This window comes from bacterium, assembly GCA_030647555.1.
GTDB lineage: Bacteria > Patescibacteriota > Andersenbacteria > UBA10190 > CAIZMI01 > CAIZMI01.
In genome coordinates this window covers 1-11,948 of record JAUSJG010000010.1, presented here as the reverse complement: position 1 = coordinate 11,948, position 11,948 = coordinate 1, and the positions used below count along the sequence as shown (strand labels likewise).

At 42.6% G+C, this 11,948-nt stretch carries 12 protein-coding genes; all 12 read right to left on the bottom strand.

Annotation, left to right across the window (positions count from 1 at the left end):
- Window positions 1–62: 62 nt before the first annotated feature.
- The 12 genes from Q7S57_03360 to Q7S57_03305 all read right to left on the bottom strand — a co-directional run bounded on the left by Q7S57_03360 (window position 63) and on the right by Q7S57_03305 (window position 11,745).
- A complete protein-coding gene (locus tag Q7S57_03360) occupies window positions 63–407 on the bottom strand; it encodes a hypothetical protein (GenBank protein ID MDO8512288.1) in 345 nt (114 codons plus the stop codon).
- A gap of 256 nt (window positions 408–663) precedes the next feature.
- Complete coding sequence (locus Q7S57_03355) at window positions 664–1,242, bottom strand: TrmH family RNA methyltransferase (GenBank protein MDO8512287.1); 579 nt, start codon at window positions 1,240–1,242, stop codon at window positions 664–666.
- Between the two features lie 267 nt (window positions 1,243–1,509).
- Window positions 1,510–2,229, bottom strand: coding sequence for a TIGR00730 family Rossman fold protein (locus tag Q7S57_03350; protein MDO8512286.1), 720 nt, complete (start codon window positions 2,227–2,229; stop codon window positions 1,510–1,512).
- Window positions 2,230–2,233: 4 nt separating this feature from the next.
- Window positions 2,234–4,036: a DUF87 domain-containing protein gene (locus tag Q7S57_03345; GenBank protein ID MDO8512285.1), complete on the bottom strand. Its 1,803-nt coding sequence runs from the start codon at window positions 4,034–4,036 to the stop codon at window positions 2,234–2,236.
- 172 nt (window positions 4,037–4,208) lie between these two features.
- On the bottom strand, window positions 4,209–5,516 hold the full coding sequence (locus tag Q7S57_03340; protein MDO8512284.1) for a hypothetical protein: 1,308 nt from the start codon (window positions 5,514–5,516) through the stop codon (window positions 4,209–4,211).
- On the bottom strand, window positions 5,503–6,744 hold the full coding sequence (locus Q7S57_03335; protein ID MDO8512283.1) for a sigma factor-like helix-turn-helix DNA-binding protein: 1,242 nt from the start codon (window positions 6,742–6,744) through the stop codon (window positions 5,503–5,505). Before Q7S57_03335 ends, Q7S57_03340 begins: the two co-directional genes overlap by 14 nt.
- Before the next feature lie 101 nt (window positions 6,745–6,845).
- A complete protein-coding gene (sufC, locus tag Q7S57_03330) occupies window positions 6,846–7,586 on the bottom strand; it encodes a Fe-S cluster assembly ATPase SufC (GenBank protein MDO8512282.1) in 741 nt (246 codons plus the stop codon).
- The gene (locus Q7S57_03325; GenBank protein ID MDO8512281.1) at window positions 7,576–7,983 is read right to left on the bottom strand and encodes an iron-sulfur cluster assembly scaffold protein; all 408 of its coding nucleotides are present in this window, start codon (window positions 7,981–7,983) and stop codon (window positions 7,576–7,578) included. Before Q7S57_03325 ends, sufC begins: the two co-directional genes overlap by 11 nt.
- Entirely contained in the window at window positions 7,976–9,199 is a 1,224-nt protein-coding gene (locus Q7S57_03320) for a SufS family cysteine desulfurase (protein ID MDO8512280.1), read from the bottom strand. The genes Q7S57_03325 and Q7S57_03320 overlap by 8 nt, the downstream gene beginning before the upstream one ends.
- Window positions 9,200–9,202: 3 nt before the next feature.
- Entirely contained in the window at window positions 9,203–9,931 is a 729-nt protein-coding gene (locus tag Q7S57_03315; GenBank protein MDO8512279.1) for a SufD family Fe-S cluster assembly protein, read from the bottom strand.
- Complete coding sequence (gene sufB / locus Q7S57_03310; protein ID MDO8512278.1) at window positions 9,928–11,337, bottom strand: Fe-S cluster assembly protein SufB; 1,410 nt, start codon at window positions 11,335–11,337, stop codon at window positions 9,928–9,930. The genes Q7S57_03315 and sufB overlap by 4 nt, the downstream gene beginning before the upstream one ends.
- Window positions 11,338–11,745, bottom strand: a complete 408-nt coding sequence (locus tag Q7S57_03305) for an Rrf2 family transcriptional regulator (protein MDO8512277.1) — start codon at window positions 11,743–11,745, stop codon at window positions 11,338–11,340.
- Window positions 11,746–11,948 lie beyond the last annotated feature (203 nt).

Here is an 11,948-nt window from a genome sequence, read left to right as displayed (position 1 = left end):
GTCCGACCCTGGACAGGCCTGTCCAGGGTCGGACCCTGGTTGGCCAATTATATAAATATTAATTATTCCATCTTATCGCGCCGATACGTCTTTTCGCGATATTGTTCGGCGTCGTATTCCAACTTCTTAATCTTTGCTTTTTGGAAAGTAATGTCACGTTCTGCCGTCGTTAAATCTTTGCGCGACAAATCTTCTTTTCGCCTCAAATTCAACAAATCAATTTCCATCTTTTCGATATTGCGCCTGGTTTGTTCAACCATCTTCCTCTTATCTTCAAATACCTTCTGAAAACGTCGCAAAACCCCATCTTCATCGAGAATCTGCATTTGCTTTTTCTGCATATTACGATGCGCTTCCGCCTGGGCTTCTTTACTATTGGCGTTTTGTTTTGTATAGATGTCGGACATAGGGATAGGGTAGCTAGAAACTCTCATAAAATCAACAAACAAAAAATGAACCTTATTCCTTGTCCACTTCCAAACAGTGCATAAAATTATCAATTTTCAATGACCAATTATCAATTAATGTTCAATTTTTTAATTTTCAATTTAACAGCGATTCAGTAATTGATAATTGAATTATTGCCTGCCGGCCGTAGCTTTAGCGAAGGCTGGATAATTAATTGAAAATTGGGAATTGATACTTGAAAATTAATACCCATATTTAGTTAGATTTATTCATAAAACCATGCACACGTGCCAACACAATAGCAGTAGACACCGCCACGTTATGCGAGTTCCCCATGCCGTGCATGGGAATTTCAATAATATTATCGGCAATTTTCAAAATCGCGTCGGAAACTCCTGTTCGTTCGTGCCCCACAACCAAGGTTAACGGAAACCGGTAGTTGGTTTTTTGAAAATCGGTACTCTTGTCCGTCTGTTCCAAAACGACAATCTTATCACCTAATGATTTTTGCATATTTATTACTGCTTCAACGTCCGGTTTATATTCCCAATCCATATAATCAACATTTTTGATTGCCGTCTTCTTAATCCTCCGATCTTGTCGCTCGATTGTATGCGGTGGACGTTCGTCGTTCTCAACCATCGGATAACCGGTGATCCCACAAAGGTAAAGTTTTTTTATCCGAAAACCATCGCAAATTCGAAAAATCAAACCGACATTGTCGAGCGAGCGGATGCCATCCACCACAACGGTGATGGGTGTTTTAGGCAGCTTCTTAAAATTTTCAAGTTGTGGTTTAGAAGCCACCAGCTCCTCTGTTGTTATCCTACGCATAAAAATAATTCTAAAAAAATTTTCAATTTTCAATTCCCAATTTTCAATGAATTATCAATGTTTAAATGTTCAATTACGATGTCGTCGCGAAATTGATAATTCAAGAATTGCCTGCCGGCCGAAGCTTTCCTGACCCTCGTAGCTTTAGCGAAGTGGGTAGCGAAGGCTGGATAATTAATTGATAATTGGTCATTGAAAATTGATAATTTAAAAATCAAGTACTCTTCTTAAAAAACATGAACGCCTAAATAAAAATTATCAACAAGTTCAAAAGAACTCTCTTTCCCTCGACTGCTTCACAATTTCAAACGCCTCTTCCGCCGTGTCCACCACCTGAAACAAATCAAAATCTTTTTCGGACACCAAATCTTCTCCCACATCAATCATTTGCACTCTCATCCAATCCCTCAATGTCTGCCAAAATTCCTTGCCCACACAAACCATAGCCACCTTTTCCATCTTCTTTGTCTGAATAAGGGTTAAAATTTCAGAAAACTCGTCAATTGTTCCAAAACCGCCCGGAAAAAATATATAAGCTTGGGCGCTGGCACTCAACATCACCTTGCGCGTAAAAAAATAATGAAAGGGCATTCTACGCTCCACAAACGGATTTCGTCTTTCTCCATTTGGAAGAACAATATCTAAACCGATTGAACATTCCTTGTGTGTCCTTAATGCCACTTCATGCGCTCCAGAATTGGCCGCCTCCATAATCCCAGGCCCACCACCCGTGATTACCGTATATCCCGCTTCAGCCAAAATGGTTCCCAATTTTTTAGCCTCTTGATACCAACGTGATGCAGGTGAAAGTCGCGCCGATCCAAAAAAAGTCACTTCTTTTTTTAACGGTACCAAAAAATTAAACCCTTCCACAAATTCCCTTAGAATATCCTGCAAATCCCAAACCGCGTTTCCTTGAAACTCGCTGGCATCGATGCAAAACTTACGCGCTCTTTTAATTGGCCTTTCTTCGGGAATAGTATTCATCGTCTTATGGTAGCGGAGGTGGTGGCGGAGGTAAAACGGGCTTTTTAAGTTCGACAAAATGAACACTTTTATCATCAGGCGCGAGTGCGCCAATTTTCAACTTTTCCGCCTTCACAATCTTGTAGCAATCATTGCAATATTTATCCTTACCGGGTGTTGGTTCAAACGGCAACTCGGTGGCCTTACTACAACGGTCACAGGTGCTTGGAAAAGCTTTTTTAAGTCTTTTTGGCTCTTCTTTTTTGGAAAGCATTTCCGCCAAATTTGTAATCACTTCTTTTGGTTCTTTTGGCGTAAGCACAACATTCGCCAAATCTTTTGCTTGCAACATCGGCGAGAGTTTTGCCATTACCGGAGTACGCACCTCTTCACGCCGTGCCGGCTGAACCGCCGGTATACGATTCGGATTATTTGGAATAAATGCGGGACGCGTAGATGGAGAAAACGCCGGAACAAATTTTGGGGCAAGTGCTCCCGATGCTTCCTCATTCGCTTGCGTCATTGCCCCACTCCAACGAGAAATTTTTTCTTCGACAACTTCTTTGGGGCGACTAAATCTTTCACGAGAAACCCGCAACACTTTATCGCGATTGTCGTAACGCACGCCACTTGGTCTCAAACACCGCATCGAAAAAGGCTTGCTCGTAATCCCATCAATCATTAAGCGAATATAGGCGTTGTAATTCGGGAGATTAACCAAATCGGTTTGTTCAAAAGTCGGTAAAAATTCCGGTTCCATGAATTCAGCATCAAAAGCACCTACTCGAAAAGTCATGATCGTGCCCAAGTTTCCGAAAACCGCGTCACGTACCTCCTCGGCCATCTGCGTAATATACTGGTGGGCAATAATCAAATTCAACCGGTATTTTCTGGCTTCAGAAAGAATCGTCGCGAAAGATTCCGTGGCAAAGTTTTGAAACTCATCGACATAAAGATAGAAATCTATACGATCCGCTTCAGGGATTTTGGCGCGCGCCATCGCCGTCAATTGAATTTTCGTAATCATCATCGCGCCCAAAAGCGACGCATTGTCCTCGCCGATTTTTCCTTTTGATAAATTCATAATCAAAATCTTGCGATTATCCATAATATCCTGCAAATCAATGGTCGATTTTGGTTGTCCGACAATATTGCGAATAATACTGCTACTTAAAAACTGACCAACCTTGTTCTGAATAGGCGCGATTGCTTCCGAGCGAAACTTTTCATTATAGTTGGCAAATTCATCCACCCAGAAGCTCCTCACCACCGGATCTTTTATGTTATCGACAATTTCTTTTCTAAATTTCTTATCAACATAAATACGCGGAATACCCAGCAATGTGTTACCGGGGGAATCCAAGAGTGCCAAAATTGTATTGCGCAAAATATATTCCAAGCGAGGCCCCCACGAATCCGCCCAAATCTTTTTGAAGACGCCGATTAACCCGGATGAGACCAAGCTTTTTTCTTGATCAAAACCCGGACTAGACGGGTCAACAGTTTCCAACACATTAAAAGCCACCGGAAATTCGGTATCGGACGGATCAAAATTGACAATGTCGTTTACTCTGTTGTTGGGAATATAATTTATGACGTTTTCCGCAGGATCACCGTGCGGATCGACCAATGCTACCCCACGCCCGTTCTGAATATCTTGAATAACCATATTTTCAATCAGGGTTGTTTTTCCAACACCGGTTTTACCGATAATATAGCAATGCCTACGACGGTCGTCCGCCTTAATACCAAATTGGCGATTCCGATTACGGAAATTTGTTTCCCCCAACACGAGCATTTTATTGATATCAGATATTTCTTCAGGCATAGTTTGTGTGAAATGATTATACCAATGTTTCGTGTAAATTACTCAACCTGAACAAGGAGTTTAAATCTTATCCTGATGATGAATGACGATTTATGATTTATGAATGATGAGACACGCGACGCGATTCATATATCATATATCATATATCATTAATCATCATTCATCGTATTAATCACGCTACTGGCAAATCTTCAGACGACAACGGAACATTATGCGGGGCTTCACCGCGCTTCGCCTTCGTACGCTCAATAGCCGGGCCCTTCGCGTATTCCACGGGGAAATGATACATCGTGGCTAATTCTTCAACATTCAACACAAACCCGCTTTCGGCGAAATAGCGTTGTTGCATGCGCGTTAAACTGCGTCTTTTCCTCTGCATTTGTCTTCGTTTTACAAAACTGTATGTGGGCCGAGATGTAGTAAAACGACCATTAAGACCAAATGAGTTCGCCCCAATAAATTGTCGCAATAACCCCAGCATCGCGTTCACCCGCAAACGCCGATTATATACCGGTAACGCGGCCACATACATCATCCTAAACTGACATTCATAACCCGCCTTACTAACATTGCGTTGAATGGATTTAATTAAATCCACTTCGCCGGGTGTTAATTTCATAAGACCAAACATATCTTTTTCTTTCTTTTTTTCTTCCGGCTTCGCGCCCAAGGTTAAAACCGCGTTTACTATTGTCCCAAGCGCTGTAAACGCCTGCTCCATTACAGATTGCTTCTTGGGCGTTTCTCGTCCCGCTAATTTAAGAGCCAATTCTTTTCCTTCTGTTTTCCATTTTTCTAAAATGGCCGGACGCGCCAATATTTGCATCCACAATTCCTCTCCGGGTTTTACATTTCCCAGTACTTCCGTTATCGAAGCGATTGAATCCACATAACGCGATTCTTCGGCAAACTCATCTTCAAATTCAACATATGTTTTGATTGGATAAGCATCCGGTTCGCGCAAATTAAATTCCGTTGCCCAAAGATCAAAATCTTTTTCAATACGATCGACAGGGAAATTCGTCATATAATCCGAAACCTCCTCAATTTCCGCTTCGGGATATTGCGCGTAAATAGCCGATTGTACCAACGGCACGCTACCTGTTGGTACCCGCATAATAAAAGAAACACCTTCGTGCGTACCACGAAGCTCTAATGACATCCAAGTCTGAATATAGCCGTCCAAATAAATTTCTAACAAATCGGGCTTTTTTTCGATACCGTGCATCGCGTTAAATGCTTCTTCCATCGAACGCGGGTTTCGCGTATTTTCTTCCGGCACCCTGATCCGCAAAAACGTCCATTTCATTGCCATAATATACTTTATCTGAATACTATCCATATACGCCTTGTACAAAATTGCAGCCAACATCACCATAAAAACCAGCCAGCCACCGGTACCAAGAATGTTAAGAAGGCTCGCGAAGTACGCGAAGAAAGTTTGCGCGAGAAAATCTAAATAGATACTAAGCGTTGCCACCTAAAAAATCCTCCGTTTTGGGTGCCGGATCCACCGCCCCGTCATTATTAATTATTTGTTTTTGTTTTTCCATCGCCACTTTATCATCAACCGTCGTTGAAAAAGCCACAATAGCATACAAGCCTTGCGCGTCACGCACAAAACGTTTGCGATTCTGAAGCGCCAAAAGAATCGTGTTGCGTTTAACAATTCTCTCTTTCAAAACTTCCTCGATTAAATCTTCCTTATTCATTGATATTGAGTTTTCCTTGTTTTCCTTAATGATACGCTCTAAAACATCGCCAACCGTACCGGCCCGGTAACCCCACTCTTTTAAAGCATACATTCCACGACCGACCAAAATAAAACGCTCATCACGAATTAACTCATTATGCACGGTTTGAGGGTGCGCGATTCGCCCGTCAAACTTGGCGCCATTGATAAAATCGGTAATTTTAAGAAAATGCATCGGTTCTCCGTCACGCTTCAAAACCACATAGGCTTTATCACCCACCCCGCGCGGAGTTGCTTCAACCCAACCGCGAATACCCCATTGTCCAAACGGCGTCCGCACTAAATCGTGAGCAATCAATAAAACTGAAAAAATGATCGGATTACTCGAATTAATCGCGCAACGTTCGCGAACTTTTCCAAACAAATCGGCATCGGACAAAAGACTTTTCTTTTCGTTCAAAATTTCTCTTGCCGCGACAATAATTTTTTCGAAACCAACATGCACTTCGTGTCGAAAGTAGCTTTTATATCGATTCGATTCCCGCACCCCCGTAACACCCTGTAAGGATTTCAGAAGAAAACCCAATGACGCGCTATCGGCTTTTGTTTTTAGTCCCAACAATTCACAAAGCAATTCTTCGCGCACAACACCACCCAAAAAAGCAATCACCTGGAGTAAAGCATCTTGCACTTTTTTTATGTTGGTAAATTCTGTCGAATTCCTTTTTTCAGAACGAAATAATTTCAAGATGGCCTGCTCGACCTGACGAATTCTCTCACGCGTCACGCCTTCTTCTATGCCAATGGCATGCAGGGTTCTTAAGCCCTCGCCATCCAAACCAAAACGACGAATAACCACTCTTTTTGACCGTTCGTCTAAGATCTTAAGAAAATCCGCCGTCGCGGAACGAATTGCCGAAGTTGTCAAAACGGCTACCGCATTGGGCGGTAAAACGATAGGTATTCCCGCAGTTAACGGAACGATGCGCGACATTTCACCAGTAATCATGCCCATAGTATGGCACGGATACGAATAATCGTCAAACGCGGAAAGAGGACAGGAATTAGAATGAAAGGGTCCGTCCTTTTTGAAAAAAGGACGGACCCTGATCGGTTCTATTTCGTTGTTACCATTCCTTTTTCAATCTTCAAAATTCGATTCGGTTTTAATTGTTTTAGAAATTTGTCATAGTGCGTAATTAAGATAATACTCATCTTGGGATTATTTTCGCTGACTTTTTTTATCGCCTTGGCGACAATTTTTGTTGCGGTCACATCAAGCCCGGAATCCGTTTCATCCAATATCGCCAATTTTGGTTCCAACACAGCAAGTTGCAAAATTTCAGCGCGTTTCTTTTCGCCACCAGAAAACCCCTCGTTCACTGAGCGTTCAACAAAGGATTGAACAACGCCCAAAAACTGACACTTCTCACGCAAAAGCGCGATAAAATCCTTTGCCGAGATAGCTGGGTTCTTCACTTCTTTGTAGGCAGTAAAAAGAAACTTCCCAAATGGTACGCCTTGAATTTCCATCGGATTTTGAAAAGACATAAACAACCCCGCTTTCGCACGCTCTTCCGGCTTCATCGCCAACAAATTTTTTCCAACAAGATTTATTTTTCCGGCCGTCACCTGATACCTCGGATGTCCCATCAAAGTTAGCCCCAATGATGTTTTTCCCGAACCGTTCGGACCAAGGAGGCCCACCACTTCCCCTTCCGCGACATCAAAAGTAACATTTTCTAAAACTTGTTTACCGCCAACTGACACAGATAAATTTTTCACTTCTAGCAATTTTCTGTGCACCAGGGTCGGACTGCTTAGCGGTCCGACCCTCATTGGAACGTTATTTGGCATCTTTTTTCTTCTTAACATTTAAATAATTTTCAATTCCCTTTTGGATTGTCCAAAGCGACAACATCGCGCATTTTTTTCGGGCCGGTGTCGCTACGGCCCCCAACATTTCCATTACAGAGTCTTCATTCATTTTTTGAATCGCTGACAATTTCATTTCCTTGATTTTTTCAGTCAACATCGATGCGGTAGCCTGACTAATATAACAACCGCTTCCTTCAAATTTAATCTCCGTCAGTCTTGATTTTTCCACTTGTGCGAACATTTCAATCTCATCGCCACAAAGAGGATTAGACTCTTTTTGACGAATAACAGCACCTTTAATCACACCATGATTGTGTGGCGTTTTGGCATGGGCCATCAGTTCCTCGCGAAAATAAAATTCCGTTGATTCATCCATTGCGTTGTAAAATTTTAATGCTTTTCTTTAGCGCCGTAATAAATATATCCAACTCTTCAGTCGTTGTTGTTACGCTAAAACTAACACGCGTACATTCTTTAATACCGAGTGTTTCTAAAAGCGGTTGCGCGCAATGTTGCCCGGCCCGAACAGCAACTCCCTCTAAATCCAGAAGTGAGGCAAGATCATGCGAATGTAAGCCGGCAACCGTAAAAGAGACTACCCCGGCACGAGCGGACGGCCCAATTATTTTCAATTCTTTAATTTCCGTCAAACGCGGAAGCAAATATTCAACCAGTTCCTGCTCGTGTTTCCAAATATTTTTGATGCCGATGCGATCAATAAAATCAATCGCGGCGACAAGCCCCATCGCGCCGGCAACATTGGGCGTACCCGCCTCAAATTTCCACGGCAGATCATTCCATGTCGCCGTTTTTCTAGTCACAGTAGTTACCATGTCACCACCCAAAAGAAATGGTTCCATTTTTTCCAAAAAGACTTTTCGCCCGTAAAGCACGCCGATACCCATGGGACCGTACATTTTGTGTCCCGAAAAAACCAAAAAGTCCACACCCATTTTTTTGACGTCAAGCGGTAACCGCGCCACGCTTTGCGCGGCATCAACCAATACCAAGGCGTCTTGCTTGTGCGCCAAATGCGCTATTTTGGAAACGGGATTAACAACCCCCAACACATTTGAAATATGCGTGACGGCCACCAAGGCAACATCCTTCGTCAATTTGCGGTGTAAATCTGCCAAATCCAATTTTCCATCTTTGGTAAATTCAACAAATTCCAGTGAACCGTCACTTTCCTCAGCCAATCTTTGCCACGGCAAAAGATTACTGTGATGTTCCATAATGGAAACTAAAATTTTCTTCTTTTTGAACAACTCTTTCGGAAGCGATTGCGCAACCAAATTAATCGCCTCCGTGGTGTTTTTAGTAAATATAATTTCCTCCAGATTTTCCGCTCCGATAAATTGCGCCACCCTTTGGTGCGCCGCCAAATAATCCGCCGTCGCCCGTTCAGCCAAAGCATACACTCCCCGGTGCACATTCGCGTTGCTCGTCGTATAAAAAGCCAGTTCCGCCGCGATCACCGAATTTGGTTTTTGCGTCGTTGCCGCGCTGTCCAAATATACTAAAATTTTCCCATGCATTTTTTGTTTTAAAATAGGGAACTGATCTTTAATTTTTTCGGATATTTTAGACATTGATTAGTTACTATTAGTAACACGTCGACCAACCAGGGACCGACCTTGGACAAGATTGTCCAAGGTCGGTCCCTGGTCAAACTTTCCGATAATTTCTTGCTGAATATTTTTAGGCAACAAGCGAATAAACGGTTCTACAAAACCACGCGCCATCAAACTCTTGCTTTGTTCAACTGTCAAACCGCGTGCTTGAGCATAAAAAAGTTGCTCTTCGTCCAAATGCCCCGTCGCTACGGCATGAGAACAAGAAACATCATTATTACGTATTATTAAAGCAGGTCTATTTTTTACAACACCATTTTCTCCAAGCAGAAGATTGTTGATTTTTTGCGATGCTACAGACTTTTTTGCAACATTTTCAATCACCGTACTAATTTCCCAAGTATGCTCGGCATTATTTTTCAGTAAAGCATATCCGGTAAATGCGGAATTAGTTTCGCGCGCCAAATGATTAATTTCTATTTCATTTTTTGATTTATTACCCCCCAAACCGACAACTAACGAATGAATGTTTATCACCGATTTTTTTCCTATAAGATTCACCTTTAATTGCAATCCAGATTCCGACCCTGTCGGATCCAGGGTCGGACCCTGATTGGTCGCCCCGCGTATAATTTCTAAAATAGTAACATTACACAATTTCCCCACTTCAATAAAAACATTCCTATCTTTTGCAATATCAATAATAATTTCTGCCGTTTTTCCATCGGCAATTTTTATATTTTTTTTCATCCGACACTTCCCTCCATTTCCAATTCAATCAAGCGGTTTAATTCAACCGCATACTCAAAGGGTAATTTTTTTACAATCGGCTCGATAAAACCGGAAACGATCATCTGAATCGCTCGTTCTTCGGTAATTCCTCTGGTTCGGAGGTAGAAGAGCTGCTCCTCCCCAACGCGGCCTACTGACGCTTCGTGCGCAATATCCGCGTGCGGCTCTTCTACATCGATATATGGGTAAGTATTCGCTACAGACGACTGATCAAACAGTAATGAATCACACACTGACTTAGTGGCTACTCCCCTTGCCCCCTTCACAACTTTCACTTGTCCGCGATATGTAGTGATTCCGCCGTCTACGGCAATACTCTTAGAAATTACTGTGCTTGTAGTACGTGGCGCCAGGTGCAAAACTTTCGTTCCCGTGTCTTGGTTTTGCCCCTTGCCCGCAAACGCAATACTCAAGAAATCCGTTTTAGCCCCCTCACCAATCAGCGCACTGCACGGATAAAGCATTGTTAATCCGGAACCTAAATTACCACTCACCCATTCCATTACACCGTCTTTCTCCACAATAGCCCTTTTAGTATTTAGGTTATAAGTATTTTTAGACCAATTCTCAATCGATGAGTAACGCATGCGCGCACCTTTTTTTACAAAAATTTCCACGCAACCGGCATGCAAACTGGCCGTATCATAGCGGGGTGCGCTGCAACCTTCTATATAATGCAATTCCGCGCCCTCATCGACAATAATTAAAGTATGTTCAAATTGGCCCATGCCTTCAGCATTCATCCGAAAGTACGCCTGCAACGGCATACTCACTTTCACGTTTTTCGGCACATAAATAAATGTTCCGCCGGAAAATACCGCGCCGTGTAACGCCGCGTATTTGTGGTACGCAATCGGGACACATTTTGTCATAAAATATTCACGCACCATTTCCGGATGTTTTTTAACCGCCGTATCGAAATTTTCAAATATCACGCCTTGTTTTTCCCATTCTTCTTTTAACTTGTGATAGGCCATCAGCGATTCGTATTGCGCGCCGGTCCCCGCCAAGACGGTTCGTTCCGCTTCGGGAATTCCCAGTCTTTCAAACGTACTGCGAATTTCTTTTGGCACATCTTCCCAATTAGTCGCTTCCTTGTGATCCGCCTCCGCGTAAAAAGTTATTTTGTTTAAATCAAGCGCATCAGTCGAAGGTGCCCATTTCGGCATCTTTAGTTTTTTAGAGATCTTCAGTGCTTGCAAACGTTTCTCCAAAAGCCAAGCAGGTTCTTCCTTACGTTTAGAAATCTTTCTCACGGTTTCTGCAGTAAGCCCGGCGGATGTTTTGTATGCCAATTTACCGCGATTTATTTTGTCGTAGTTGGAGCGATCCAATTGAAAGGGTTTGGATTTTTTAGTCAACATCTAATTCGCGGCTAACAAATCTGCCACCGTCTTTTTAGTAAGCGTTTTTAAAACCATCCGTTGAATCGATGGCATGCCTTTTTTTAACGGACAATTAACCGCCAACTCGCATTCCGTTTCACTGTGTGAAAGACATGACGCCAGTGCAACACCGCCCTCAATGGCGGTAACCACATCGCTGACGCTAATTTTCTTTGCTGACTTTTTTAGGCGGTAACCGCCACCGGAACCCTCGCGACTGATAATCAATCCATCATGAACAAGCGCGCGCGCAACCTGCGCCAAAAAACGATAGGGCATATTTTTCCGCACCGCCAATTCTCGCAAAGAAACATAATCCTTTGGTTTTTGCGCCAATGTAGTAAGTACCAAAAGCGCGTAATCGGTTTTCTTAGAAAGTGATAGCATTTTTATTACTCGTACTATAATGGTCCGAGTTTACAGGAATTTATATTTCTGTCAACGGAATCAGACCAGGGTTGAACCGTGGACAAGCTTTTCCAAGGTTCAACCCGGGTTAATTGGTTGTGTTAAAATTAAAAAATTATTAAAAAATAAGCGTGGTTAATTAAAGTGATTTTTTTGTTTGTATTAATTATTATTTTGGTCCG

Excerpts from the sequence above, each read along its gene's own strand:
- Q7S57_03320 (MDO8512280.1), bottom strand. The coding sequence starts at position 9,199 with ATGTCTAAAATATCCGAAAAAATTAAAGATCAGTTCCCTATTTTAAAA.
- sufB (MDO8512278.1), bottom strand. The coding sequence starts at position 11,337 with ATGTTGACTAAAAAATCCAAACCCTTTCAATTGGATCGCTCCAACTAC.
- Q7S57_03355 (MDO8512287.1), bottom strand. The coding sequence starts at position 1,242 with ATGCGTAGGATAACAACAGAGGAGCTGGTGGCTTCTAAACCACAACTT.
- sufC (MDO8512282.1), bottom strand. The coding sequence starts at position 7,586 with ATGCCAAATAACGTTCCAATGAGGGTCGGACCGCTAAGCAGTCCGACC.
- Q7S57_03350 (MDO8512286.1), bottom strand. The coding sequence starts at position 2,229 with ATGAATACTATTCCCGAAGAAAGGCCAATTAAAAGAGCGCGTAAGTTT.
- Q7S57_03360 (MDO8512288.1), bottom strand. The coding sequence starts at position 407 with ATGTCCGACATCTATACAAAACAAAACGCCAATAGTAAAGAAGCCCAG.
- Q7S57_03325 (MDO8512281.1), bottom strand. The coding sequence starts at position 7,983 with ATGGATGAATCAACGGAATTTTATTTTCGCGAGGAACTGATGGCCCAT.
- Q7S57_03315 (MDO8512279.1), bottom strand. The coding sequence starts at position 9,931 with ATGAAAAAAAATATAAAAATTGCCGATGGAAAAACGGCAGAAATTATT.
- Q7S57_03305 (MDO8512277.1), bottom strand. The coding sequence starts at position 11,745 with ATGCTATCACTTTCTAAGAAAACCGATTACGCGCTTTTGGTACTTACT.
- Q7S57_03345 (MDO8512285.1), bottom strand. The coding sequence starts at position 4,036 with ATGCCTGAAGAAATATCTGATATCAATAAAATGCTCGTGTTGGGGGAA.
- Q7S57_03335 (MDO8512283.1), bottom strand. The coding sequence starts at position 6,744 with ATGGGCATGATTACTGGTGAAATGTCGCGCATCGTTCCGTTAACTGCG.